Genomic DNA, 26,220 nt, shown 5'->3' with positions numbered 1-26,220 from the left:
CGGTCGGTCAGTTCATCGGCAGCGGCTGCGCGCCCCGCTCCGCCAGCATCGACGTCATGAGTTCCGACTCGCTGGTCTGGGTGTCGACCATCGTCTGCGCCAGGGTCCGTACCGCCGGCTGGCCCGCGTACTGCGCGCCGTACTCCATCATCGGCAGCCCGCCCTCGTGGTGGCGCAGCATCAGCTGCAGGAACAGCACGTCGAGTTCCGGGCCGGTGGCGCGGCGCAGGTTCGCCAGGTCCTCGGACGTCGCCATGCCGGGCATCCGGCCGGCGCCGCCGCCGTCGGAGTGGCTCGTGCTCCCGTGGTCGTGGCCGGACTCCTCGGTCATCCACGTCATGTAGTCACCGGTGGGCAGCAGCGGCTGCCCCCACAGCGACAGCCAGCCCTGCATCTGCCCGACCTGGTTCTGCTGGGTGGTGAGGATGTCGTACGCGAGGTTGCGCACCCGCTGGTCGCCCGACACCGTCAACGCGACGGTGGCCATCTCGATCGCCTGGCTGTGGTGGACGGTCATGTCCTGGGCGAATCCCACGTCGACGGAGCCGGCGGCCGGCGTCGCCGGCGGCGAGTCCTCGAGCGGGATGCGGGCGAGGAACCCGAGCAGGAAACCGATCGCGACGGCGGCGACGAGACCGAGGATCAGCAGCGCCCTGCGTCGGCCCGTCTCCTGGGGGGTGGGAGTCCCCTGGGCGGTGGGAGCGGAATCGTGCGTCACGTCAGCTCCCCGCCGGGGCCTGCATGTCGGCCGGCACCTGCTCGGTGCCGTCCACCGTGCCGCCGTCCATCGGCACCGCGTCCGGACCGGGGGCGGAGGGATCGAACGGCGGCGGATTGCTCGGGTCGTACGAGCCGGGCAGCGTGGAGCAGCTCGCGCCGACCTCCGGGTAGGCGTAGCGGTTCAGCCGCAGCGACGCGATGAAGTGGTCGATCCGCTCGTCGTCGGCGGCGTCCACCTTCAGCTGATGCCCCCACGACTGCAGGGCGATCGGAGCGTCGAGGCCCGGGTACGGCGACATCATCAGGTAGGACTTGCCGTCCACCTTCGCCGCGAGCGCGTCGACGCCCGCCTGGTCGACCAGGTCGGGGTTGTACGTGATCCACACCGCGCCGTGCTCGAGCGAGTGCACGGCGTTCTCGGTGCGGATCGCCTCCGGGTACACGGTGCCGGTGCACGTGGCCCAGATCGCGTCGTGCGGCCCGCCGAACGGCGGGCTCTGGTCGTACGCGACGCGCTGCGTGGACCCGATGTGCTGACCGGCGGGGTAGTCGACCGTCACGACCCCCTCGATCGCAGTCGACGGGTCCTGATTCGACTCGGACGGCGTCCACTCCGCGAGCGCCTGGGAGTCCTGGTACTTCGGGATGATGCTGGCGGCGATGACCGCGACCAGCGCGACCACCGCGACCACGCCGCCGATCAGAAGCCACGGAATCTGCCGCTGCTTGGGCAGGCCGCGACCGCCGCTCTTCTTCTGGGCGGCCTTGATCGCCTTCGCAGACTTGGCACCGGACTTCTTGCCGGAACCGCCACTTACCGAACCGCTGGGCATCGTTGGGTGCTCTTTCGACGGATGGACAACAGAGGGCGCACGACGCTCGGTCCGCGCGTGCTCTGTCAACTCTACGGGCGGGCGGCGGGCAGGCATCCCCGCGGCGGGCGGGCCGTGACCGTGACAACAGGCCGGACCGGCGTCACGCCGGGTGGGACGGAGCCAATAGGATAGAGACCCGTGACTCCTGCCGACCTTGCCGAATTGCTCCACGGAACCGCTGCGAGGGTGCTCGCCGAGCGCGACCTCGACGTGTCCGTCCTGCCCGAGACCCTGACGGTCGAGCGGCCGCGCAACCCGGAGCACGGCGACTACGCGACCAACGTCGCGATGCAGGTCGCGAAGAAGGCCGGCGTCAATCCGCGGGAACTCGCGGGCTGGCTCGCCGAGGCCCTCACCGCCGCCGACGGCATCGAGTCCGCCGAGGTGGCCGGCCCGGGCTTCCTGAACATCCGCCTCGCCGCCGACGCCCAGGGCGCGATCGTCGCCCAGGTGCTCACCGAGGGCGCCGCGTACGGCAACTCGGACGCGCTGGCCGGAACCCGCATCAACCTCGAGTTCGTCTCCGCGAACCCCACGGGGCCCATCCACCTCGGCGGCACCCGCTGGGCCGCGGTCGGCGACGCCCTCGGCCGGATCCTCACCACGCAGGGCGGCGACGTCACCCGCGAGTACTACTTCAACGACCACGGCGCCCAGATCGACCGGTTCACGCGCTCGTTGATCGCCGCGGCACAGGGGCAGCCCGCGCCGGAGGACGGCTACGCCGGCGCGTACATCGCCGACATCGCGCAGGCCGTGCTGCAGCAGCGCCCGGACGCGCTCGCGCTGCCCGAAGAGGAGCGGCACGAGGTGTTCCGCTCGATCGGCGTCGAACTGATGTTCGCGCACATCAAGCGCACCCTGCACGAGTTCGGTGTCGACTTCGACGTGTACTTCCACGAGAACTCCCTGTTCGAGTCCGGCGCCGTGGAGAAGGCCGTCGAGACACTCAAGACCTCCGGGAGCCTGTACCACCAGGACGGCGCGTGGTGGCTCAAGAGCACCGACTTCGGCGACGACAAGGACCGCGTCGTCATCAAGAGCGACGGCAACGCCGCCTACATCGCCGGTGACATCGCCTACTTCCAGGACAAGCGATCGCGCGGCTTCGACCTGTGCATCTACATGCTCGGCGCGGACCACCACGGCTACATCGGCCGGCTCAAGGCCGCGGCCGCCGCGTTCGGCGACGACCCGGACACCGTCGAGGTGATGATCGGGCAGATGGTCAACCTCGTGCGCGGCGGGGTCGCCGTGAAGATGAGCAAGCGCGCCGGCACGGTCATCACCCTCGACGACCTCGTCGAGGCGATCGGCGTGGACGCCGCCCGCTACGCGCTGGTGCGCTCGTCGGTGGACCAGAGCATCGACATCGACCTCGAGCTGTGGGCCAGCACCACCAACGAGAACCCGGTCTACTACGTCCAGTACGCGCACGCCCGGCTCTCGTCCATCGCCCGGGGCGCCGCCGAGCTCGGTCTCGGCGCCGAGAACACCGCCGAGCTCGGTCTCGGCGCCGAGAACACCGCCGAGCTCGGTCTCGGCGCCGAGAACACCGCCGAGCTCGGTCTCGGCGCCGAGAACGCCGACCTGGCCCTGCTCACCCACGAGCGCGAGGGCGACCTGATCCGCACGATCGGCGAGTACCCGCGCGTCCTCGCCAAGGCCGCCGAACTGCGGGAACCGCACCGCGTCGCGCGGTACCTCGAGGAACTCGCCGGCACCTACCACCGCTTCTACGACTCCTGCCGCATCCTGCCGCAGGGCGACGAGGAGCCCGGCCCGCTGCACGCGGCGCGGCTCGCGCTGTGCGCGGCGACCCGTCAGGTGCTGGCCAACGGGCTCGGACTGCTCGGCGTGAGCGCCCCGGAGCGGATGTGAACGCGCACCCCGCCGGTCCCCGGCACGCCGAGATCCCGCACGCACCGGGCCTGACCGAGCGGCCCGCGAACGCCGGCGAGCTGAACCTGCTGCACCCGAACGTGTGGCCCCGCCACGCGCGGCGCGGCGACGACGGCGTCGTGACGATCGCCGGCGTGCCCGTCACCGAACTCGCGGAGAGATACGGCACCCCGCTCTTCGTCGTCGACGAGGACGACTTCCGCTCCCGGTGCCGGGACATCGCGGCCGCGTTCGGGCCGGGCGCGAAGGTGCACTACGCGTCGAAGGCGTTCCTGTGCACCGAGATCGCGCGCTGGGTCGAGCAGGAGGGCCTGTCCCTCGACGTCTCGACCGGCGGTGAGCTCGCCGTCGCGCTGCGCGCCGGCTTCCCGGCGGGGAAGATCGCCATGCACGGCAACAACAAGTCCGTGGCCGAGCTGCGGACCGCCGTCGCCGCAGGCGTCGGGCACATCGTCCTGGACTCCATGTCGGAGATCGACCTGCTCGACGCGGTCGCCGCCGAACTCGACGTCGTGCAGGACGTGCTGATCCGCGTCACGGTCGGCGTCGAGGCGCACACCCACGAGTTCATCTCCACCGCGCACGAGGACCAGAAGTTCGGGCTGTCCCTGGCCGGCGGGGTGGCCATGGCCGCGGTCCGCAAGGTGTTCGCGAGCGATCACCTGCGCCTGGTCGGCCTGCACAGCCACATCGGCTCGCAGATCTTCGACGTCGACGGGTTCGAGCTCGCCGCGCACCGGGTCATCGGCCTGCTGCGCGATGCCGTCCACGAATTCGGCGTCGACAAGACCGCGCAGATGAACATCGTCGACCTCGGCGGCGGCCTCGGCATCTCCTACGTGCCCAGCGACGACCCGCCGCCCGTGGAGGAACTCGCTGCCAAGCTGCGGCACATCGTGCAGACCGAGTCCGCACTCGCCGGCCTGCCCGAGCCGACGCTCGCGGTCGAGCCCGGACGCGCGATCGCCGGCCCCGGCACCGTGACCCTCTACGAGGTGGGCACCATCAAGGACGTCGCGGTGGGGGCTCACCAGGCACGCCGCTACATCAGCGTCGACGGCGGCATGAGCGACAACATCCGCACCTCCCTGTACCAGGCCGAGTACGAGGCCCGCCTGGTGTCGCGGTCCAGCGACGCGGAGCCCGTCGTGTCCCGCGTCGTCGGCAAGCACTGCGAGAGCGGCGACATCGTCATCCGCGACGCCTGGATGCCCGCCGACCTCGAAGCCGGCGACCTGTTGGCCGTCGCCGCGACCGGTGCATACTGCTACTCGATGTCCAGCAGGTACAACCTGCTGCCCCGGCCCGCCGTCGTGGCGGTCAAGGACGGCGCCGCCCGCGTCGTCCTGCGTCGGGAAACCGTGGAAGATCTGCTCAGCTTGGAGGTTACGGAGTGACGACCGAAGCGGTGACCAACGAACCGGGGCAGCGCCCGATCGGTGTGGCTGTGCTCGGGCACGGCACCGTCGGAGCCGAGGTCGTGCGCATCATCCGCGACGATGCCACCGATCTCGAGGCGCGCATCGGCGCGCCGCTCGAGCTGCGGGGCGTGGCCGTGCGCACCGTCCGCGACGACCGCGGCATCCCGCAGGACCTGCTCACCACGGACGCCGAGGGCCTGATCGCCCGCGACGACGTCGACATCGTGGTGGAGGTCATCGGCGGCATCGAACTGCCGCGCAAGCTCGTCCGCACGGCCCTGGACTCGGGCAAATCCGTGGTCACCGCCAACAAGGCCCTGCTCGCGGAGTACACGGGCGAGCTCGCCGAGGCCGCCGAGGCCAAGCGCGTGGACCTGTACTTCGAGGCGGCCGTCGCCGGCGCCATCCCGGTCATCCGGCCCCTCACCCAGTCCCTCGCCGGTGACAAGGTGAACCGGGTCCTCGGCATCGTCAACGGCACCACCAACTACATCCTCTCGGCCATGGACGAGACCGGCGCCGACTACGCCGAGACCCTCGCCGAGGCGGTCCGGCTCGGATACGCCGAGGCCGACCCGACGGCCGACGTCGAGGGCTTCGACGCCGCGTCCAAGGCTGCGATCCTGGCCTCGATCGCCTTCCACACCCGCGTCACCGCCGGCGACGTCTACCGCGAGGGCATCTCGAAGATCACCGCCGCCGACCTGACCACCGCGCGGGCGCTGAACTGCACCGTCAAGCTGCTGGCCATCTGCGAGCGGATCACCACCGACGGCAAGGACCGGGTCTCGGCGCGCGTCTATCCGGCCCTGGTGCCGCGCGAGCATCCCCTCGCCGCCGTCAACGGTGCGTTCAACGCGGTCGTCGTCGAGGCCGAGGCATCGGGCCGTCTGATGTTCTACGGCCAGGGTGCCGGCGGTTCGCCCACCGCCTCCGCGGTGATGGGCGACCTCGTGATGGCCGCCCGCAACCGGGTGCACGGGGGCCGGGGCCCGCGCGAATCACGGTACGCCGACCTCGAGATCGCCCCGATGAGCGACATCGTCACCCGCTACTACGTCAACCTGCAGGTCGCGGACCGGGCCGGCGTGCTCTCGGCGGTGGCCGCGGAGTTCGCCAAGCGGGACGTGAGCATCGCCGCCGTGCGCCAGGAGGGCGCCGGCGACGGAGCCCGCCTGGTGGTGCTGACCCATTGCGCCACCGACAAGGCGCTGTCGGACACCGTCGCAGCGCTCGACCAACTCGAATCCGTGATCGCTGTGACCAGCGTCCTGAGACTGGAGGGATCCGCCGAATGAGCGCGCCCGAGAAGAACACCGCCACCCCCGTGCACACCCCGTGGCCGGGTCTGATCGAGGCGTACCGTGACCGGCTCCCGATCGGCGAAAACTGGAAGACCATCACCCTCCGCGAGGGCGGCACCCCGCTGCTGCCCGCGGCGCACCTGTCGGAACTGACCGGTTGCGAGGTGCACCTGAAGGTCGAGGGCCTGAACCCGACCGGCTCGTTCAAGGACCGCGGCATGACGATGGCCGTCACCGACGCCCTCGCCCGCGGCCAGCAGGCCGTGCTGTGCGCCTCCACCGGCAACACCTCCGCCTCGGCGGCCGCATACGCCGTCAAGGCCGGCATGGGCTGCGCGGTGCTCGTGCCGGACGGCAAGATCGCGATGGGCAAGCTGGCCCAGGCGGTCATGTACGGCGCGAAGATCATCCAGGTCCAGGGCAACTTCGACGACTGTCTCGAGCTCGCCCGCAAGACCACCGCCGAGTTCCCCACCATCGGGCTGGTGAACTCCGTCAACCCCGTGCGCATCGAGGGGCAGAAGACGGCGGCGTTCGAGATCGCCGACGCGCTCGGCGACGCCCCCGACGTGCACGTGCTGCCCGTCGGCAACGCCGGCAACATCACCGCCTACTGGCGCGGCTACACCGAGTACTTCGCGGACGGCCTCACCACCCGCAAGCCGCGCATGCTCGGCGTCCAGGCCGCGGGCGCGGCACCGCTGGTGCACGGCGCCCCCGTCAAGGACCCCGAGACCATCGCCACCGCCATCCGCATCGGCGCCCCGGCGTCGTGGAACGGGGCGATGACCGCCAAGGAGGAGTCCGGCGGCGCGTTCCGGGCGGCCACCGACGAGGAGATCCTCGAGGCGTACCGGCTCGTCGCCGCCACCGAAGGCGTGTTCGTCGAACCGGCGTCCGCCGCGTCGATCGCCGGTCTGCTCGCCGCCCGCAAGGAGGGCTGGCTCGATTCCGGGCTGAAGGTCGTGTGCACCGTCACCGGCAACGGCCTGAAGGATCCCGACACGGCGCTGCTCGGGATGCCGCAGGTGGAGCCGATCCCGGTCGATCCGGTCGCTGTGGCCGCGGCGCTCGAGCTGGCCTAGTGACCGCCGCGCCCTCCTCCGTTGGGAAAGACGACATGACGCAGACGCTGCCCGTAGGGATCTCCGTGACCGCCCGGGTCCCGGCCTCGAGCGCGAATCTGGGCCCCGGTTTCGATTCGCTCGGGCTGGCCGTCGGGTTGTACGACGAGATCACGGTCACCACAACCGCATCGGGCCTCGAGGTGCGCGTCGAGGGCGAGGGCGCCGAAGAGGTGCCGTGGGGACCGTCGCACCTGGTGGTGCGGGCGGTCGAGCGTGGCCTCGAGGCCGCCGGAGTGTGGGCCGACGGCCTGGACGTGTTGTGCCGCAACGTTATTCCGCACTCGCGCGGCCTCGGCTCCTCGGCCTCGGCGGGCGTCGGAGGCCTGGCGGCCGCCAACGGGCTGGTGCGCAAGGTGGCTCCGGAGCGCGTGCTCGACGAGGCGCAACTCGTCCAGCTCGCCTCCGAATTCGAGGGCCACCCGGACAATGCCTCCGCCAGCATCCTCGGCGGCGCGGTCGTGTCGTGGAGCGAGTCGGTCGTCGGCGACGAACAGCGCACCTACCGCGCGGTGCCCCTCACGGTCCACCCGGCGATCCGGGTCGTCGTGCTGGTGCCGTCGTCGCGCTCGTCCACCGCGCACACCCGCGGGCTGCTCCCCGATCTGGTGCCGCACCGCGACGCGGCGTTCAACGTCAGCCGCGCGGCGCTGGCCGTCGTCGCCCTCACCGAGCGGCCGGACCTGCTGATGCCGGCGACGGAGGACCTGCTGCACCAGGCGCAGCGCGCCCCGGCCCTGCCGCTGACCACCAAGTGGATCGCCGCCCTGCGCGCGGCGGGCATTCCCGCCGCGGTCTCCGGTGCCGGCCCCACGGTCCTCGCCCTCACGACCGAGTCGTTCCCCGCGGACCTGCGCGCGGCCGCGGAGGCCGACGACATGACCGTGCTCGAACTCGACGTCGCGGACGGCGTGCAGGTCGTGTGAGCGAGCCCGAACCTCTCGAGTCGGGCGCGAACCCCCGGGCGACGCGCCCGGGGGCTTCTTCTTGCTCAACGTACAGTTCGTCGCTATTCTGTGCTTAGTCCGCACGTCGTGCGTTTCAGTCGCTGGCTTTTCCAGGGCATTCACTCCAGATCCATCGGGGCGATCGATCCTGGATCGATCCTCACCTGACCTCGTTTCGGGGAGATGGACCGACCGCACCTGCCGGAGGATGGCGTGATGGCGGACGTGCCGACCGTTCGATCCGTGAACACGTACGGCAATCCCAGATCGACGCAAGATCTGCGGAACGAACCCTCGACTCTGCGTGGCGCGAGTGAGGGAAGGAAAGGATCTCCGTGACAGATACGGACCTGATCGCTACGCCTGTTCTCGATACCACGGATTCGTCCGCGGGAGCGCAGGCCACCGATCCTGCACAGACTGCACCGCGTGCCGGGGGGCGGCGTGGCGCCGGTCTCTCCGGCATGGTGCTGGCCGAGCTGCGGACTCTCGCGGCCGAACTCGGCATCAAGGGAACCTCCGGGATGCGCAAGGGCGATCTCATCGCCGCGATCAAGGAGCGTCAGGGCGGCGGAGCCGCCGAGACGGCTCCTGCGCCGGAACAGCCGGCCCGGCCCGTCCGGGCTCGTCGCGCCCGTGGTGCCGCCCAGGACGCGGCCCCGGCCGACACCGCCGCCCCCGCCGCCGAGCCGGCCCAGGCGCGGCCCGCCGCGACGACGGCGCCCGAGCAGCCCGCCGAGGCGGCGGAGCAGCCCGCCGAGGGCGAGGCCGAGGGTGGCCGCCGGGGTCGTCAGCGTCGCGGTCGCCGAGGTGGCGACCAGGCCGCCGAGACGACCACCGCCGAGGCCCCGAAGGACGCCGCTGAGGCGCGGACCGACGAGAAGCCGCGCGCCGAGGAGAAGACCGAGGAGAAGGCCGAGCCGTCCGACGGCGGTCGGCGCGAGCGCGGTCAGCGCGACGGCCAGCGCGACCAGCGCGACGGCCAGCGCGACCAGGGGGAACGCCGCCGCGAGGACCGTGGTCAGGGCCCCCGTCAGGACGGCCGCGACGGCCGGGGTGGCGAGGACGACGAGGACGGCCGCGGGCGCCGCGGGCGCCGCTTCCGTGAGCGTCGTCGCGGACGTGACCGCGGCGAGGCCGGCGGTGACACACGCGAGCCCGAGATCCGCGAGGACGACGTCCTGCAGCCGGTCGCCGGCATCCTCGACGTCCTGGACAACTACGCGTTCGTCCGGACCTCCGGGTACCTGGCCGGCCCCAACGACGTGTACGTCTCGATGAACATGGTGCGCAAGAACGGTCTGCGCCGGGGCGACGCCATCACCGGTGCGGTCCGCGTGCCGCGCGAGGGGGAGCAGGGCAACCAGCGCCAGAAGTTCAACCCGCTGGTCCGGCTCGACACGGTCAACGGCGGCGACGTCGAGGCCGCCAAGCGCCGCCCGGAGTTCAACAAGCTCACCCCGCTGTACCCGAACCAGCGGCTGCGGCTCGAGACCACCCCGAACATCCTGACCACCCGCGTGATCGACCTGATCATGCCGATCGGCAAGGGCCAGCGTGCCCTGATCGTCTCGCCGCCTAAGGCCGGCAAGACGACGGTGATGCAGGACATCGCGAACGCGATCACGACCAACAACCCCGAGTGCTACCTCATGGTCGTGCTGGTGGACGAGCGGCCCGAAGAGGTCACCGACATGCAGCGCTCGGTCAAGGGCGAGGTCATCGCCTCGACCTTCGACCGGCCGCCGTCGGACCACACGTCGGTCGCCGAGCTTGCGATCGAGCGGGCCAAGCGGCTCGTCGAGCAGGGCCGCGACGTGGTCGTCCTGCTCGACTCGATCACGCGCCTCGGCCGCGCGTACAACAACTCGTCGCCGGCGTCGGGCCGCATCCTCTCCGGTGGTGTCGACTCGACCGCCCTGTACCCGCCGAAGCGGTTCCTGGGCGCGGCTCGCAACATCGAGAACGGCGGCTCGCTCACCATCATCGCCACGGCCATGGTGGAGACGGGTTCGACGGGCGACACGGTGATCTTCGAGGAGTTCAAGGGCACCGGCAACGCCGAGCTCAAGCTCGACCGCAAGATCGCCGAGCGGCGCGTGTTCCCGGCGGTGGACGTCAACCCCTCCGGTACGCGCAAGGACGAGTTGCTGATGAGCCCCGACGAGTTCGCGGTGGTGCACAAACTGCGCCGCGTGCTCTCCGGTCTGGACTCGCACCAGGCCATCGATCTGCTCATCGACCGGCTCAAGAAGAGCAAGAGCAACATCGAGTTCCTCCTGCAGGTGTCGAAGACGGCACCGGGAGCGCTCGACGACTGATCGCCGCGGCAGCGGCGCCGCATGCCCGGGGGCGGAATTTCTTCCCCCGGGCATGCGTTTGGCATAATCGAACAGCTCAGTCCGGTCCCGGTTCACGTCTCCGATCCGCGGAGGCGACCCGGCGGCCACGAAAGGGACACCATGAAGGCAGGAATCCACCCGAACTACGTGACGACCACCGTCGTCTGCGGTTGCGGGAACACGTTCGAGACGCGCAGCACCGCAGAGTCGGGACGGATCACCGTCGAGGTCTGCTCGCAGTGCCACCCGTTCTACACGGGCAAGCAGAAGATCCTCGACACCGGCGGACGCGTCGCCCGCTTCGAGGCCCGCTACGGCAAGCGCGACACCAAGAAGGCTGCTGCCGACAAGTAGCTGTCTCGCCGACGCCCGGTTCTGTCTCAGCAACAGACCGGGCGTCGGCCTTTTTCCATCCCGATCCGGGCGCGGCACGGATCGGCACGACGGACGAGTGGAGCGAATCACATGGCGGGGCAGACCAAGCCGTCGGCCATCGACGACATCCTGGCCGAACACGCCGGTCTCGAGCAGCAGCTGTCCGATCCGGCGCTGCACAACGACCCGGCGACGGCCCGCAAGGTCGGCAAGCGGTTCGCCGAGCTCGCTCCCGTCATGGCCACCTACACCAAGCTGCGGGCCGCGCGCGACGATCTCGAGGCCGCGCGTGAGCTCGCCGCGGACGACGCCGCCTTCGCGACCGAGATTCCCGCCCTCGAGGAGCGGGTGAGCGAACTCGACAAGGCCCTCACCGACCTGCTCGCCCCGCGCGATCCGCACGACGGCGACGACGTGGTGCTCGAGGTCAAGTCGGGGGAGGGCGGTGAGGAGTCCGCGCTGTTCGCCGCCGACCTCGCCCGCATGTACATCCGGTACGCCGAGCGCGCCGGCTGGCGCGTGGAGGTCCTCGGCGCGACCATCTCCGACCTCGGCGGTTACAAGGACGCGACGCTGTCGATCAAGTCGAAGAGCGATGTGCGCGACGGCGTCTGGTCGCGCCTGAAGTTCGAGGGGGGCGTGCACCGCGTCCAGCGTGTCCCCGTCACCGAGTCCCAGGGCCGGGTGCACACCTCGGCGGCCGGCGTGTTCATCTACCCCGAGCCGGACGAGGTGGAGGAGGTCCAGATCGACGAGTCGGACCTGCGCATCGACGTGTACCGCTCCTCCGGCAAGGGTGGTCAGGGTGTCAACACCACCGACTCGGCGGTGCGCATCACGCACCTGCCCACCGGCATCGTCGTCACGTGCCAGAACGAGCGGTCCCAGCTGCAGAACAAGGCACGGGCGATGCAGGTGCTCGCCGCGCGGCTGCAGGCCGCGGCGGAGGAGGCCGCCGAGGCGGAGGCCTCCGCGGGCCGGGCCAGCCAGGTGCGCACGGTGGACCGCTCCGAGCGCATCCGCACCTACAACTTTCCCGAGAACCGGATCACCGATCACCGCATCGGCTTCAAGGCCCACAACCTCGATGGTGTGCTCGACGGCGACATGGACGCCCTGCTCGACGCCCTGGGCAAGGCCGACCGGGAGGCCCGGCTCGCCGCGGAGTGACGCCGTGAGCCGGGCCCCGGGCGGCTACTGCGCGGTCTCGCCGGGTTCGTCGCCCGGATCGTCGTCCCCGGGCACCTGCGAGATGTCGATGCCGGGAAGCAGGAAGCAGCTCTCGCCCTTCGCGTTCTGATGCGGTCCCCACACGGCGGACACGACGGTGCCCGGCCCGGTGTTCAGCAGCGCGACCGGGACGTCGCTGCTCTGCGGTGTCGCGGTCAACGAGGCGCCCCCCGTCTGCCAGGTGGCCGTGTTGACCCAGCCCACCTGACCGTTCTGCGCCTTCTGCTCGCCGACGGCGAAGAACAGCCGACCCTCCTCGAGGGCGTCGCTGTCCGTCTCGGTCACGCTGTGGATCGGCGCGACGTAGCTGCAGAGCAGCGGCGTGGGTTGGACGTCGATCGGCGATGCGGAGGCAAGTCCGGGCGCTGCGAGGCTGCCGGCGGCTCCGAGCGCGACGACGGCCGCTGCCCGAACCGCGAATCCCGACTTCGTCACAGGAAGATCCTTCCGTAGTTCCGTAGTGCTGCCTGACACGGACGATCTCGATCATGCCGCAGACCGGATGCGTGACCTGTCCGTTTCCGTGTGGTGACCGGCATGGCAGTCTGTACGCCGTGACTCGTCAACCCCTGCGCCTGGCGATCCTCGAAGCGGTGTCGGTGCTCGAGGAAGCCGGTGTCCCCAGCCCGCGTGTGGACGCCGAGCTGCTCGCCGCGCATCTGCTCGGCATCGAGCGCACCCGTCTCGGGCTCGTGCCGCTCGTCGACCCCGCCATGGTCGACGCGTACCGCGCGATGATCGCGCAGCGTGCCAAGCGGATCCCGCTGCAGTACATCACCGGCAGCACGGGGATGGGGGAGATCGACATCGAGGTCGGCCCCGGCGTCTTCGTCCCGCGGCCCGAGACCGAGCTGCTGCTGGCCTGGGCCTTGGCGTACCTGGAAGGACTCCAGGAGCATCCGCCGGTGGTGCTCGACCTGTGCACCGGCTCGGGCGCCCTCGCGCTGGCCGTTGCGCACGCCCGGCCCGACGCGGTCGTCCACGCCGTCGAACTCGAGCCCCACGCCCTGGCCTGGGCGCGGCGGAACGCGGAACGCTGCGCGGCGGCGGGGGACACGCCGATCCTCCTGCATCAGGGCGACGTGACGGACCGCAACCTGCTCACCTCGCTCGAGGGCCGGGTCGACATCGTGGTGTCGAATCCGCCCTACATTCCCGAGGGCACCGACCTCCCGCCCGAGGTGATCGAGCACGACCCGCACTCGGCGCTGTTCGGCGGTCCCGACGGGCTGTCGGTGATCAAGCCGATGGTGTCGAACATTGCCCGCTGGCTGCGGATCGGCGGTGCCGTCGGCGTCGAGCACGACGACACGAACGGTGCCCAGGTCGCGGAGCTGTTCGCGCAGCGCCGCGTGTTCGGTGACGTGACCGAGCACCCCGATCTGGCGGGCCGGCCGCGGTTCGTCGTCGCCCGCCGGGTGCCGACCGACGTGGAGGCGCGGCGCGGCGGATCCCAGGGCGGGACGGGTGTGTGATGCCGGACACGTTCGCGGCAGTGGAAGGATGAACCCGTGAGCACCGTCTACGACTGCAGTCGCCCCGATTCCCGCGCCGCCGGTCTGACCGCCGCCAAGGGTGCGCTCAAGGCCGGACGGCTCGTCGTCGTGCCCACGGACACGGTGTACGGGATCGCGGCGGATGCCTTCGACAGCGATGCGGTGACCAGTCTGCTGCGCGCCAAGGGCCGGGGCCGGGACATGCCGGTGCCGGTGCTGGTCGGCTCGTGGAACACGATCGACGGCCTGGTGAACACCGTTCGTCCGCAGGCGCGGGAACTCATCCGTGCCTTCTGGCCCGGCGGTCTCAGTCTCGTTGTGCACCAAGCGCCCTCGCTCGCATGGGACCTGGGGGACACGCGCGGCACCGTGATGCTGCGCATGCCGTTGCACCCCGTTGTGCTCGAGTTGCTGCGCGAGGTGGGCCCGCTGGCCGTGTCGAGCGCGAACGTCTCCGGCCGTCCGCCGGCCACCACGGTGGACGAGGCGCGCACCCAGCTCGGCGGGTCGGCGAGCGTGTACCTCGACGGCGGACCGGCCGAACACGCCGTCGCCTCCACCATCGTCGACCTGACCGCCGACCGGCCCCGCGTGCTGCGCGAGGGCGCCGTGGCGGTCGAGGACATCGCGGAGGTGCTGGGCGAGGACCCGGCGCAGCTGCGTGCCGGCGGGGAGTGACGGCGGGGACCGGGCGAAGTGACTGCCGCCGACACGGCATCCCTGGTGCTGGCCCAGTCGGGCCGCGGCGCCGGCGTGCCCATCCGTGAGCTGCTGCTCGTGCTCCTCACCGCCGCGGTCGTCACCTTCCTCTCGACCGGGGCCGTGCGGATCGCCGCGATCCGGTTCGGTGCCGTCGCGGTGCCCCGGGACCGCGACGTGCACGTCCAGCCGACGCCACGGCTCGGCGGCGTCGGCATGTACATCGGGCTGGTGGCGGGCCTGCTGTTCGCCCAGCAGCTGCCGGCGCTGACCAGAGGCTTCGAGTACACCCCCGACATGGGTGCGGCGCTGGTGTCGGGCACCATCATCGTGATCGTCGGGATCATCGACGACCGTTGGGGACTCGACGCCCTGACCAAGTTCGTCGGGCAGGTCACGGCGGCGGGCGTGCTCGTCGTGATGGGCGTGAGCTGGATCGTCATCTACGAGCCGTTCGGCGGCAGCACCCTCATCCTCGACCAGTTGCAGGCGGGGCTGTTCACCGTGCTGGTCGCGGTGGTGATGATCAACGCGATGAACTTCGTCGACGGCCTCGACGGGCTCGCGGCCGGCCTGGGACTGATCGCAGCCGTCGCGATCTGTGCGTTCTCCGTCGGGCTGTTGCACGACCAGGGCGGCGACGTCAGCGCGTATCCGCCCGCCCTGATCGCCGCGGCCCTCGCCGGCGCCTGCCTCGGCTTCCTGCCGCACAACTTCCAGCCGGCCCGGATCTTCATGGGCGACTCCGGATCGATGCTGATCGGCCTGATGCTGGCGGCGACCTCGACGAGCGCGTCGGGACGCATCCCCCTGGCCGCCTACGGCACCCGCGACCTGCTCGGCCTGCTCTCCCCGCTGATCCTCGTCGGGGCTGTCATGTTCATCCCCATTCTCGACCTGCTGCTGGCGATCGTCCGGCGCACCCGGGCCGGGGTCAGCCCCTTCAGTCCCGACAAGATGCACCTGCATCACCGGTTGCTGCAGATCGGGCACTCGCACCGCCGGGTGGTGCTGCTGATCTACCTGTGGGTCGGGGTGCTCGCGTTCGGGGCCGTCGGCTCCTCCCTGCTCGACCGGCGGGCCGTCGTGCTGCTCGTGGCGGGCGGACTGGTGTTCGCGCTGGTCGTCACGGCGGTGCCGTCGCTGCGTCACGAGGACGCCGACCGTCCCCGGCGACGTTGGGGCCGGCGCCGGGTCCGTTAGGCTTGATTCCCGTGACCTCCCCGGATCGGCCCCTGCCCGCCCTGCCCGACTCTTCCGCGCCGATGCGCGCCGCCGTCCGCTACGGCGTGCTCGGACTGATCGCACTGACGGTCGTCGCGACGGTGATCGGCGGCCTCGTCGCCGGCCTGCCGGGCGTGTGGGGCGCGCTGATCGGCGCGGCCGTGGGAGGGGGGTTCATTCTCTTCACCGCTCTCGGCGTGCTGCTCACCGCCCGGCTCCCGGCGACGACGGCGGGCGCGGTGCTGCTGGGCACCTGGCTGCTCAAGTTGATCCTCGCGATCGTGGTGATGATGCTGCTCAAGCCGCTCGATTTCTACGACAAGGGTGCGCTGGTGCTCACCATCGTCTTCGCGCTGCTCATCGTCCTGGGGGCCGAGACCTACGGTGTGCTGTCGCAGCGGGCGCTGTACGTGGAGCCTGCCGGTAGCGCTGAGCAGGGGAACAACGACGAGCGGTAGTACCGCCGTTGTCAATGACCTGGCGGTACGGGCACCCGCCTACACAACGTCGTAGAAGTGTTGATAAGGTCGTCCCAAGCGAGTGCGACTGCCTGCGATTCCGGAGGAGTCGAGTGCGGTTGTGCCCTCGCAGGCGGTCGTGTTCGAATGGCCGCCGAGTCGACGAGAGTCGCCGACACCGACAGACGCTGGCCCCGATCGGGAGCCGACAGCAGCTGGCGAATACGCGAGCCGACCTGGTCGACTTGTTGGATCGTCAATGTCCGATCGAACCGCAGACGGCAATGCCTGCGGCCGACTACGGGAGAGAGCGCTGAGCGTCACCACCTTGGCTGCCGGAGAATTCCACGCGCCGTCACTAGCCGATTTCTTCCCCCCAGCAGTTCTGTTCGAAGGCACCCCCTTCGAAATGGACCGCCTGATGCTCATCCGCGTCGTCGTGGCCGTGCTCGTGGCGCTGTTCTTCGCGCTCGCGATGCGCAGCCCGAAGATTGTGCCCCGCGGTGTGCAGAACGTCGCCGAGATCATGATCGACTTCGTGCGGATCAACATCGCCGAGGACATCCTCGGCAAGCAGCAGGGCCGCCGATTCCTTCCGGTGCTCGTGACCATTTTCTTCCTCGTGGTCGGTCTCAACCTGACGTCGGTCATCCCGTTCCTGAACATCTCGTCGAACGCGCGCATCGGTATGCCGATCGTGCTGGCCGCGCTGGCCTACGTCGTCTTCAACTACGTGGGCATCAAGAAGTACGGGTTCTTCCGCTACGTCAAGAGCAGCATCGTCGTCCCGAACCTGCCCCCCGCGCTGCACGTGCTGGTCATCCCGATCGAGTTCATCTCGACGTTCCTGCTGCGCCCGTTCACGCTCACCATCCGTCTCATGGCGAACATGCTGGCCGGCCACATCATGCTGGTGCTGTTCTTCAGCGCAACCCAGTTCTTCTTCTTCAGCTCCGAAGGCGCGATGAAGATCTTCGGCATCGGCTCGCTGATCGGTGGCGTCGCGTTCACCTTCTTCGAGCTGCTGGTGATCGTCCTGCAGGCGTACATCTTCTCGCTGTTGACGGCGGTGTACATCGACCTGGCGCTGCACGCCGAAGAGCACTAGCGCGCCGACCGGCACTACCCACACAACACACAGACTGACTCGGTTGCCGATCCCCGGGGCCGAGCCACAAGAAAGGGAATGGAACACCAATGAGCGTTGCGCTTCAGGCAGTTGACGTCCTCGCCCAGACGGAGAGCACCATCAGCGGTCTCGGTGCGGTCGGCTACGGCCTCGCGGCCATCGGCCCCGGCATCGGCATCGGCATCGTCGTCGGCAAGGCGATCGAGGGCATGGCCCGCCAGCCCGAGATGGCCGGCCAGCTGCGCACCACCATGTTCCTCGGTATCGCGTTCACCGAGGCCCTGGCGCTGATCGGTATCGTCGCCGGCTTCATCTTCTGATCTGACGACCATGGCTGACAGCATCCTGTTGCTCGCGGCGGAGGCGGAGGACCAAAATCCTCTGCTCCCCGCGACGTATGACATCGTCTGGTCGCTGGTCGCCCTGATCATCGTCGGGCTCGTCTTCTGGAAGTACGTGCTTCCGCTGTTCCAGAAGGTGCTCGACGAGCGTTCGGAGCTGATCGAAGGCGGCATCAAGAAGGCCGAGGAAGCTCAGGCCGAGGCAAAGGCCGCGCTCGAGCAGTACCGCGCGCAGCTCGCCGAGGCCCGCACCGAGGCGGCGCAGATCCGCGAGGAGGCCCGTGCCCAGGGCCAGCAGATCATCGCGGACATGAAGGCCCAGGCCCAGGAGGAGAGCGACCGCATCGTCGCTGCCGGTCACAACCAGCTGCAGGCCCAGCGCCAGCAGATCGTGACCGAGCTGCGCGGCGATCTCGGACGCACCGCCGTGGATCTGGCCGAGAAGGTCATCGGGGAGTCCCTCTCCGACGACGTCAAGCGTGCCGGCTCGATCGACCGCTTCCTCAGCGAGCTCGACTCCCTCAGCGCTGACTCTGCATCCCGAAAGTGAGCACCATGTACGCAGCAAGCCGTGAGGCACTCGCTCAGACGCGTTCCGCGCTGCAGGGCGCGTTGGCGTCGAGCACCGCATCCGCTGCCGCGGGTGCCGCAACTGCAGCTGCGGCGCAGGCCGGCTCCGAGCTGTTCTCGGTGGTCGAGGTGCTCGACGATCAGCGCACCCTGCGGAGTGCGCTGGCCGACGCCTCGGCCCCGGCAGCCGGTCGGCAGGCACTGGCCGAGCGGGTCTTCGGGAGCAAGGTCTCGCCCGTCACCCTCGCGACCCTGAAGGCGGCGGCCGGGCAGGACTGGTCGACCCAGTCCGACCTGACCAACTCCCTCGTTCAGCTGGGCCGCGAAGCCCTCCTGTCGGCGGCGGCGGACCAGAACCAGCTCGACACCGTCGAGGACGAGCTGTTCCGGCTCGGTCGCATCGTGGCCGGCAACGCCGAACTCGAACAGGCCCTCTCCGATCGCACCAAGCCGCTGGCGGCCAAGCGGGAGTTCCTCTCGCGTCTGCTCTACGGCAAGTCCACGGCGATCACCGAGGCCCTGGCCGTGCAGGCCGTCGGACGGCTGAAGGACAAGGCCCCGGCCGACGCGTTCGACGCACTGTCGAACCTCGCCGCCACCCAGCGGGACCGCGCCGTCGCCCACGTGCGCAGCGCGGCACCTCTCAGCGCGGCGCAGGCCGAACGGCTCACCGGTATCCTGACCAGAACGTACGGGAAACCGGTCACGGTGCACGTCGAGGTGGTTCCCGAGCTTCTCAGTGGATTGGTCGTCCGGGTGGGCGACGAGGTCATCGACGGCACCGCCGCGGGTCGACTCGCCGCAGTGCGCAAGAGCCTCACGTAGTCCACTACCGAACACACACACATAGCGATCTTTTCGAAGACCAGATACCGAGAGCAGGAAGAACATGGCGGAGCTGACGATCTCCTCCGACGAGATCCGTAGCGCGATCGACAACTACACCGCGAGCTACTCCCCGGAGGCCTCCCGCGAGGAGGTCGGCGTGGTCGCCGACACCAGTGACGGCATCGCGCACATCAGCGGTCTGCCGTCGGCGATGGCCAACGAGCTGCTGGAGTTCCCCGGCGGTGTGCTGGGCGTGGCCCTGAACCTCGACGCCACCGAGATCGGTGCCGTCATCCTCGGCGACTACCAGGACCTCGAAGAGGGCCAGGAAGTCAAGCGGACCGGCGACGTTCTGTCGGTGCCGGTCGGCGACGGCTACCTCGGCCGCGTCGTGAACCCCCTGGGCCAGCCGATCGACGGCCTCGGCGACATCGAGGCGACCGAGAACCGGGCCCTCGAGCTGCAGGCCGCGACCGTGCTGCAGCGCCAGCCGGTCGAGGAGCCGCTGCAGACCGGCATCAAGGCCATCGACGCGATGACCCCGATCGGCCGCGGCCAGCGCCAGCTGGTCATCGGCGACCGCAAGACGGGCAAGACCGCCGTCTGCGTCGACGCGATCCTGAACCAGAAGGCCAACTGGGCCTCCGGCGACCCGAAGCAGCAGGTCCGCTGCATCTACGTCGCGATCGGCCAGAAGGGCTCCACCATCGCGGGCGTCAAGGCCGCCCTCGAGGAGCACGGCGCGATGGAGTACACCACCATCGTCGCGGCCCCCGCCTCCGACTCCGCCGGCTTCAAGTGGCTCGCCCCCTACACCGGCTCGGCCATCGGCCAGCACTGGATGTACCAGGGCAAGCACGTGCTCATCGTGTTCGACGACCTGACCAAGCAGGCCGAGGCGTACCGCGCGATCTCCCTGCTGCTGCGCCGCCCGCCGGGACGTGAGGCCTACCCGGGCGACGTGTTCTACCTGCACTCCCGTCTGCTGGAGCGCTCGGCCAAGCTGTCCGACGAGCTCGGTGGCGGTTCGCTGACGGCCCTGCCGATCATCGAGACCAAGGCCAACGACGTCTCGGCCTACATCCCGACCAACGTCATCTCCATCACCGACGGCCAGGTCTTCCTCGAGTCCGACCTGTTCAACAAGGGCATCCGCCCCGCCATCAACGTCGGTATCTCGGTGTCCCGAGTCGGTGGCGCCGCGCAGACCAAGGGCATGAAGAAGGTGTCCGGCTCGCTGCGTCTGGAGCTCGCGCAGTTCCGTGAGCTCGAGGCCTTCGCCGCCTTCGCCTCCGACCTCGACGCGGCCTCGAAGGCGCAGCTCGAGCGTGGCCAGCGTCTGGTCGAGCTCCTCAAGCAGGACCAGTACTCCCCGGTCGCCGTCGAGGACCAGATCGTGTCGATCTACCTCGCGGGTGAGGGCGTCTACGACTCGGTTCCCGTCGGCGACGTGCGCCGCTTCGAGGCCGAGCTGCTCGAGGACCTGCACCACAGCGCCTCGGGCGTCTACGAGCAGATCGCCGGCGGCAAGGCGCTGACCGACGACTCCGCGTCCGCGCTGCTCGCCGCGACCAACAAGTTCAAGGAGGGCTTCATCGCCTCCGACGGAACCCGCGTCGTGAACGAGGCCGAGGCCGAGGCCCTGGGCGCCGACGAGGTCGAGCAGGAGCAGGTTTCCGTCAAGCGCACCACTGTTCGCAAGTGAGCGTGGAGACCATGACCCAGCGTCCTGTGAAGGGAGTGTGATCGACGAATGGCAAGCCTGCGCGAGCTCCGCTCGCGGATCAAGTCGGTCAACTCGACCAAGAAGATCACCAAGGCGCAGGAGCTGATCGCGACGTCGCGGATCACGAAGGCTCAGGCCCGAGTGGCAGCGTCCAAGCCGTACGCCGAGGAGATCACCAAGGTGCTCTCCGAACTGGCGAGCGCGTCCGCGTCGCTGGATCACCCCCTGCTCAACGAACGGCCCAACCCGAGGCGTGCCGCAGTCCTGGTTGTCACCAGTGACCGTGGCATGGCCGGCGGCTACAACGCCAACGTCCTCAAGGAGGCCGAGGAGCTGCGGCAGCTGCTGGTCAGCGAGGGCAAGGAGCCGGTGTTCTACGTGCTCGGTGCCAAGGGCCTGAGCTACTACACCTTCCGCGGCCGGCAGGTTGCGGGGGCGTGGACCGGCTTCTCGCAGGAGCCGCGCTACACGGATGCGGCCAAGGCGAGTCGTCACCTGGTGGAACTGTTCATGGCCGGGTCCGGCAACGAGGTGCCCGCGCCGAACGGTGAGGGCACGATCGAGGGCGTCGACGAACTGCACATCGTCTACACCCGCTTCGTCTCGATGCTGACCCAGACCCCCGAGGTGCGCCGGATGGCGCCGCTCGAGGTGACCGTCACCGAGGACGAGATCGACCTCGGCGAGGACATGCTCACCGACGGCCGGCACGTCGGCAGCAACGGCGGGCCCCGGCCCGGCTACAACTTCGAGCCGGAGGCCTCGACGCTGCTCGCGGCGCTGCTGCCGAAGTACATCAGCACCCGCATCTTCGCGTCGCTGCTCGATGCCGCGGCATCGGAGTCGGCTGCTCGGCGTACCGCCATGAAGGCGGCCACCGACAATGCCACGGAACTGGTGAACACCCTCAGCCGTCAGGCCAACCAGGCCCGCCAGGCGCAGATCACCCAGGAAATCAGCGAGATCGTCGGCGGTGCCAACGCGCTCGCCTCGAGTGCAGGAAGTGACTAAGCACATGACCGCAGCAGTAACCGATAACTACGGGGCGGGGGCGGCCTCGGCCACCGCCGGCCGCGTCGTTCGGGTCATCGGCCCCGTCGTGGACGTCGAGTTCCCGCGTGGTGCCGTTCCCGCTCTGTTCAACGCCCTGCACGCAGAGGTCACTCTGCCGTCCGTGGCGAAGACCCTGACCTTCGAGGTCGCGCAGCACCTGGGTGACAACCTGGTGCGCACGATCTCCATGCAGCCCACCGACGGCCTGGTGCGCGGCACCACGGTCGTCGACACGGGCCGTCCGATCTCCGTGCCGGTCGGCGACGTCGTCAAGGGCCACGTGTTCAACGCCCTCGGTGACTGCCTCGACGCCCCGGGCACCGGGCGCGATGGCGAGCAGTGGGGCATCCACCGCAAGCCGCCGGCCTTCGACCAGCTCGAGGGCAAGACCGAGATCCTCGAGACCGGCATCAAGGTCATCGACCTGCTGACCCCGTACGTCAAGGGCGGCAAGATCGGTCTGTTCGGTGGTGCCGGTGTCGGCAAGACCGTTCTGATCCAGGAGATGATCACCCGTATCGCGCGTGAGTTCTCCGGCACGTCGGTGTTCGCCGGCGTCGGCGAGCGCACCCGTGAGGGCACCGACCTCCACCTCGAGATGGAGGAGATGGGCGTCCTCCAGGACACCGCCCTCGTCTTCGGCCAGATGGACGAGCCGCCGGGAACGCGTATGCGCGTCGCCCTGTCCGCGCTGACCATGGCGGAGTACTTCCGCGATATTCAGGGCCAGGACGTGCTGCTGTTCATCGACAACATCTTCCGGTTCACCCAGGCCGGTTCCGAGGTGTCGACCCTGCTCGGTCGTATGCCGTCGGCCGTCGGTTACCAGCCGACGCTGGCCGACGAGATGGGTGAGCTCCAGGAGCGGATCACCTCGACCCGTGGCCGCTCGATCACCTCGCTGCAGGCGATCTACGTCCCCGCCGACGACTACACCGACCCGGCGCCGGCCACGACGTTCGCGCACCTCGATGCGACCACCGAGCTCTCGCGTCCGATCTCGCAGATGGGTATCTACCCCGCTGTGGATCCGCTGACGTCGACCTCGCGCATCCTCGAGCCCGGCATCGTCGGTGCCGAGCACTTCCGCGTCGCCAACGAGGTGAAGCGGATCCTGCAGAAGTACAAGGAGCTGCAGGACATCATCGCCATCCTCGGTATGGACGAGCTCTCCGAGGAGGACAAGGTCCTCGTCGGCCGCGCCCGTCGTCTGCAGAAGTTCCTCGGCCAGAACTTCATCGTGGCCGAGAAGTTCACCGGCGAGCCCGGCTCCGTGGTGCCGCTGCGCGACACCATCGAGGCATTCGACCGCGTCACCAAGGGTGAGTTCGACCACCTGCCCGAGCAGGCGTTCAACAGCTGCGGTGGACTCGACGACGTCGAGGCCGCTGCCAAGAAGATCGCCGGGAAGTAGTCCGCGATGGCTGAAATGACCGTGGACCTCGTTGCCGTCGAGGAGCGCCTGTGGTCGGGCACCGCCCGGCTGGTCAGCGCCCAGACGACCGAGGGCGAGATCGGTGTCATGCCGGGCCACGAGCCGGTCCTGGGCCAGCTCGTGGAGGGCGGCGTCGTCTCCATCACGACCGGCGACGGCGAGCGCGTCGTCGCGGCCGTGCACGGCGGCTTCCTCTCGGTGACCGCCACGACGGTGACGATCCTCGCCGAGGCCGCGGAGCTGACGGAGAACATCGACGTCGAGTCCGCGCGCGCCGTGCTGAGCGAAAGCCGGGACGAGGCCGAGATCGCCGCGGCGCGGGGCCGGCTCCGGGCTGTCGAGCGGGCCTGACCGGACACGAGAAGCCGCGACGGAGCCGACGAGCAGTGTCAGTTGGAATGATTGTTCTCATCGTTCTGGTGATACTGCTCGCGGCTGCCGTCGCGGCTTTTCTCTATCGCCTCGTCACCCTGCGGGGCGGCGGCACCGCCGCGATCCTGCGGCGCCTGCCCAACGGCGCCGGCGCCGGGTGGCGGCACGGCGTCATCCGTTACGGCGAGCGCACGCTCGTCTTCTACAAGCTCTCCAGCCTGCGCCCGGGCCCGGACTCGCGCCTCGCCCGGCAGGGAGTCGAGGTGCGCAGCCGTCGCGCGCCCGAGGGCAGTGAGCACGACATCATGACCGAGGACATCGTGATCCTCGAAATCCAGGACGGCGCAAACAACTTCGAGATCGCCCTCGACAGCGGTGCGCTCACCGCCTTCCTGTCCTGGCTCGAATCCCGGCCCTCGGACCGATCCCTGCGCGGTCGGCCGAACTGAGGTCCGGCCGACCGGGTCCTCACGCGCCCGCGCCCGGCTTCCAGAGCACGTCACCATCCGGGTTCGCGACGCGACCGAGGATGAAGAGCAGATCCGACAGCCGGTTGAGGTACTTCGCCGGCAGCACATTCGTGTCGTCCGGGTGGGCGGCTACCGCCGCCCAGGCGGAGCGCTCCGCCCGCCGTGCCACCGTCCGGGCCGTGTGCAGCAGGGCCGCCAGCGCGGTGCCGCCGGGGAGAATGAAGGAATCGAGCGGCGCCAGTTCCTCGTTGAACTCGTCGCACCAGCGCTCGAGCCGATCGATATACCCCTGCGTGATCCGCAGCGGCGGATACTTCGGCTCCGGCACCACCGGCGTCGACAGGTCGGCTCCGGCGTCGAACAGGTCGTTCTGGATCTGGCGCAGGACCGGCACCATCCGTTCCGGTACGTCGCCCACAGCCAGCGCCACGCCGAGCGCCGCATTCGTCTCGTCGCAGTCCGCGTAGGCGATCAGCCTCGGGTCGTTCTTCGACACCCGGGAGAAGTCGCTGAGGCCCGTCGTACCGTCGTCGCCGGTGCGGGTGTAGATCCGTGTGAGATGGACAGCCATGCAGGTCACGGTACCGCTCCCGTATTCCCGCAGTGTGGTCGATAGGCTGTGGCGTTGTGAGTGATCGCTTTCTTGTCTCCGGTGGTAACCGGCTTGTCGGTGAGGTAGTCGTCGGGGGCGCCAAGAACAGCGTGCTCAAGCTGATGGCAGCCGCCCTGTTGGCAGAGGGGACGAGCGTCATCACCAACTGCCCGGACATCCTCGACGTGCCGCTGATGGCCGAGGTTCTCCGCGGACTCGGATGCGACGTGGAGCTCGAGGGTGACGAGGTACGCATCACGACCCCCGCACAGCCGAAGTACCAGGCAGATTTCGCCGCTGTCCGGCAATTCCGTGCGTCGGTGTGTGTCCTCGGACCGCTGGTGGCTCGGTGCCGCAAGGCCGTCGTCGCGCTGCCGGGCGGCGATGCGATCGGCTCACGGCCGCTCGATATGCACCAGACGGGGCTCCGCCTGCTGGGGGCGCACAGCACGATCGAGCACGGCTGTGTGGTGGCCGAGGCCGACGACCTGCACGGCAACGCGATCCGCCTGGCCTTTCCGTCGGTGGGGGCCACCGAGAACATCCTGATGGCCGCCGTTCTCGCGAGCGGAGAGACCACGATCGACAACGCGGCTCGGGAGCCGGAGATCGTCGACCTGTGCACCATGCTGGTCCAGATGGGTGCCCGCATCTCCGGGGCCGGCACCTCGACGCTGACGATCATGGGCGTCCCCCGGCTCGAACCCACCACCCACCGCGTCATCGGGGATCGCATCGTCGCGGCGACGTGGGGGATCGCGGCGGCGATGACACGCGGCGACGTCCGCGTGCGCGGCGTCAACCCGAAGCACCTGAGCCTCGTCCTCGACAAGCTCCGTGCCGCCGGCGCGGAGGTGACGCCCGAGGTGGACGGCTTCCGGGTTGTTCAGCACGACCGTCCCCGGGCGGTCAACTTCGCGACCCTGCCGTATCCCGGCTTCCCGACCGACCTGCAGCCCATGGCGATCGGGCTCGCGGCGGTCGCCGACGGCACGTCGATGATCACGGAGAACGTCTTCGAGGCGCGGTTCCGGTTCGTCGAGGAGATGATCCGGCTCGGCGCCGATGCGCGCACCGACGGGCACCATGCCGTGGTCCGCGGTGTCGAGGAGCTGTCGAGTGCGCCGGTGTGGTCGTCGGACATCCGTGCCGGTGCCGGACTGGTCCTGGCCGGGCTGTGTGCGGACGGCGTCACCGAGGTGCACGACGTCTACCACATCGACCGCGGCTACCCGAGATTCGTGGAGATCATCGAGGAGCTCGGTGGCGTCATCGAGCGGGTCAACTCCGACTCCTGATGCGGAGCGCCGAAATCGGCTGTGCCTCAGTCATTTCGGGCTCAAACGGGCGGGTGGACGACATGGCTCGTCCGAATGTGCCGCGCATCACGGTGGAGTGACAGCGCGGAGGCGGGGCTGGGGGCGGCCCGCGAACTGGGAAAACAGTGCCGCATCGGAGCTTGACCAGCGGATTTGGCGCACGCTTGTTCCTCACGTAACTTATTCCAGGTCAGAGCGACACGGACACCGACCCGGCCCGCAGGGGCCCGGGAAAACGAGGTTGGACGAAGGCGCCTGATTAACCCGA

At 69.6% G+C, this 26,220-nt stretch carries 26 protein-coding genes; 22 read left to right on the top strand and 4 right to left on the bottom strand.

The window, feature by feature from the left end:
* Positions 1–7 precede the first annotated feature (7 nt).
* Together A4U64_RS14520 and A4U64_RS14515 are read right to left on the bottom strand one after the other, a co-directional pair.
* A complete protein-coding gene (locus tag A4U64_RS14520; protein ID WP_029542924.1) occupies positions 8–718 on the bottom strand; it encodes a DUF305 domain-containing protein in 711 nt (236 codons plus the stop codon).
* A 1-nt stretch (position 719) separates the two neighbouring features.
* Complete coding sequence (locus A4U64_RS14515; RefSeq protein ID WP_006944388.1) at positions 720–1,553, bottom strand: DUF3105 domain-containing protein; 834 nt, start codon at positions 1,551–1,553, stop codon at positions 720–722.
* 180 nt (positions 1,554–1,733) lie between these two features.
* Between A4U64_RS14515 and argS the strand changes: the two genes are divergently transcribed.
* The 8 genes from argS to prfA all read left to right on the top strand — a co-directional run bounded on the left by argS (position 1,734) and on the right by prfA (position 12,180).
* A complete protein-coding gene (gene argS, locus A4U64_RS14510; protein ID WP_065922705.1) occupies positions 1,734–3,476 on the top strand; it encodes an arginine--tRNA ligase in 1,743 nt (580 codons plus the stop codon).
* Positions 3,473–4,894: a diaminopimelate decarboxylase gene (gene lysA, locus A4U64_RS14505; protein WP_065922704.1), complete on the top strand. Its 1,422-nt coding sequence runs from the start codon at positions 3,473–3,475 to the stop codon at positions 4,892–4,894. Before argS ends, lysA begins: the two co-directional genes overlap by 4 nt.
* A complete protein-coding gene (locus A4U64_RS14500; RefSeq protein WP_006944383.1) occupies positions 4,891–6,216 on the top strand; it encodes a homoserine dehydrogenase in 1,326 nt (441 codons plus the stop codon). Before lysA ends, A4U64_RS14500 begins: the two co-directional genes overlap by 4 nt.
* Positions 6,213–7,307 (top strand): threonine synthase, encoded by a 1,095-nt coding sequence (thrC, locus tag A4U64_RS14495; RefSeq protein WP_006944382.1) that lies wholly within the window; start codon positions 6,213–6,215, stop codon positions 7,305–7,307. Before A4U64_RS14500 ends, thrC begins: the two co-directional genes overlap by 4 nt.
* 35 nt (positions 7,308–7,342) lie before the next feature.
* On the top strand, positions 7,343–8,272 hold the full coding sequence (gene thrB / locus A4U64_RS14490; RefSeq protein ID WP_065922703.1) for a homoserine kinase: 930 nt from the start codon (positions 7,343–7,345) through the stop codon (positions 8,270–8,272).
* 356 nt (positions 8,273–8,628) lie between these two features.
* On the top strand, positions 8,629–10,614 hold the full coding sequence (gene rho / locus A4U64_RS14485) for a transcription termination factor Rho (RefSeq protein WP_084648644.1): 1,986 nt from the start codon (positions 8,629–8,631) through the stop codon (positions 10,612–10,614).
* A 141-nt stretch (positions 10,615–10,755) separates the two neighbouring features.
* Positions 10,756–10,989, top strand: a complete 234-nt coding sequence (gene rpmE / locus A4U64_RS14480; RefSeq protein ID WP_006944378.1) for a 50S ribosomal protein L31 — start codon at positions 10,756–10,758, stop codon at positions 10,987–10,989.
* A 111-nt stretch (positions 10,990–11,100) separates the two neighbouring features.
* A complete protein-coding gene (gene prfA / locus A4U64_RS14475) occupies positions 11,101–12,180 on the top strand; it encodes a peptide chain release factor 1 (protein WP_006944377.1) in 1,080 nt (359 codons plus the stop codon).
* Between the two features lie 24 nt (positions 12,181–12,204).
* Here the strand turns inward: prfA and A4U64_RS14470 are convergent, their stop codons facing one another.
* Complete coding sequence (locus A4U64_RS14470; protein WP_006944374.1) at positions 12,205–12,675, bottom strand: hypothetical protein; 471 nt, start codon at positions 12,673–12,675, stop codon at positions 12,205–12,207.
* Between the two features lie 119 nt (positions 12,676–12,794).
* Between A4U64_RS14470 and prmC the strand changes: the two genes are divergently transcribed.
* The 13 genes from prmC (at position 12,795) to A4U64_RS14405 (ending at position 24,020) form a co-directional block, all read left to right on the top strand.
* A complete protein-coding gene (gene prmC, locus A4U64_RS14465; protein ID WP_029542938.1) occupies positions 12,795–13,715 on the top strand; it encodes a peptide chain release factor N(5)-glutamine methyltransferase in 921 nt (306 codons plus the stop codon).
* 36 nt (positions 13,716–13,751) lie between these two features.
* Positions 13,752–14,414, top strand: a complete 663-nt coding sequence (locus A4U64_RS14460; protein WP_029542940.1) for an L-threonylcarbamoyladenylate synthase — start codon at positions 13,752–13,754, stop codon at positions 14,412–14,414.
* 18 nt (positions 14,415–14,432) lie between these two features.
* The gene (locus tag A4U64_RS14455) at positions 14,433–15,638 is read left to right on the top strand and encodes an MraY family glycosyltransferase (protein ID WP_006944360.1); all 1,206 of its coding nucleotides are present in this window, start codon (positions 14,433–14,435) and stop codon (positions 15,636–15,638) included.
* Between the two features lie 62 nt (positions 15,639–15,700).
* A complete protein-coding gene (locus tag A4U64_RS14450) occupies positions 15,701–16,117 on the top strand; it encodes a hypothetical protein (protein WP_202917562.1) in 417 nt (138 codons plus the stop codon).
* Positions 16,118–16,376: 259 nt separating this feature from the next.
* A complete protein-coding gene (atpB, locus tag A4U64_RS14445) occupies positions 16,377–17,225 on the top strand; it encodes a F0F1 ATP synthase subunit A (RefSeq protein WP_170914067.1) in 849 nt (282 codons plus the stop codon).
* A gap of 89 nt (positions 17,226–17,314) precedes the next feature.
* Entirely contained in the window at positions 17,315–17,566 is a 252-nt protein-coding gene (locus A4U64_RS14440; protein WP_003935756.1) for an ATP synthase F0 subunit C, read from the top strand.
* 10 nt (positions 17,567–17,576) lie between these two features.
* The gene (locus tag A4U64_RS14435; protein ID WP_006944352.1) at positions 17,577–18,137 is read left to right on the top strand and encodes a F0F1 ATP synthase subunit B; all 561 of its coding nucleotides are present in this window, start codon (positions 17,577–17,579) and stop codon (positions 18,135–18,137) included.
* A gap of 5 nt (positions 18,138–18,142) precedes the next feature.
* Positions 18,143–18,982 carry a F0F1 ATP synthase subunit delta gene (locus A4U64_RS14430; RefSeq protein WP_006944350.1) on the top strand — a complete coding sequence of 280 codons (840 nt, stop codon included), beginning with the start codon at positions 18,143–18,145 and terminating at the stop codon, positions 18,980–18,982.
* 64 nt (positions 18,983–19,046) lie between these two features.
* A complete protein-coding gene (atpA, locus tag A4U64_RS14425) occupies positions 19,047–20,690 on the top strand; it encodes a F0F1 ATP synthase subunit alpha (protein ID WP_006944348.1) in 1,644 nt (547 codons plus the stop codon).
* A gap of 48 nt (positions 20,691–20,738) precedes the next feature.
* Positions 20,739–21,722, top strand: coding sequence for a F0F1 ATP synthase subunit gamma (locus A4U64_RS14420; RefSeq protein WP_006944337.1), 984 nt, complete (start codon positions 20,739–20,741; stop codon positions 21,720–21,722).
* A gap of 4 nt (positions 21,723–21,726) precedes the next feature.
* A complete protein-coding gene (gene atpD / locus A4U64_RS14415; protein WP_006944336.1) occupies positions 21,727–23,178 on the top strand; it encodes a F0F1 ATP synthase subunit beta in 1,452 nt (483 codons plus the stop codon).
* A 6-nt stretch (positions 23,179–23,184) separates the two neighbouring features.
* Complete coding sequence (locus A4U64_RS14410; protein WP_006944335.1) at positions 23,185–23,550, top strand: F0F1 ATP synthase subunit epsilon; 366 nt, start codon at positions 23,185–23,187, stop codon at positions 23,548–23,550.
* 47 nt (positions 23,551–23,597) lie between these two features.
* A complete protein-coding gene (locus tag A4U64_RS14405) occupies positions 23,598–24,020 on the top strand; it encodes a DUF2550 domain-containing protein (RefSeq protein WP_037200752.1) in 423 nt (140 codons plus the stop codon).
* A 19-nt stretch (positions 24,021–24,039) separates the two neighbouring features.
* Here A4U64_RS14405 and A4U64_RS14400 read toward each other — a convergent pair whose 3' ends face one another.
* Positions 24,040–24,612, bottom strand: a complete 573-nt coding sequence (locus tag A4U64_RS14400) for a cob(I)yrinic acid a,c-diamide adenosyltransferase (RefSeq protein ID WP_050036333.1) — start codon at positions 24,610–24,612, stop codon at positions 24,040–24,042.
* Positions 24,613–24,668: 56 nt separating this feature from the next.
* On the opposite strand from A4U64_RS14400, the gene murA reads away from it, so the two are divergent.
* Positions 24,669–25,931: a UDP-N-acetylglucosamine 1-carboxyvinyltransferase gene (gene murA / locus A4U64_RS14395; RefSeq protein WP_006944332.1), complete on the top strand. Its 1,263-nt coding sequence runs from the start codon at positions 24,669–24,671 to the stop codon at positions 25,929–25,931.
* Positions 25,932–26,220 lie beyond the last annotated feature (289 nt).

This window comes from Rhodococcus sp. WB1 (genome assembly GCF_001700945.1).
GTDB lineage: Bacteria > Actinomycetota > Actinomycetes > Mycobacteriales > Mycobacteriaceae > Rhodococcus > Rhodococcus aetherivorans.
This window is presented reverse-complemented; position numbering and strand designations above follow the sequence as displayed.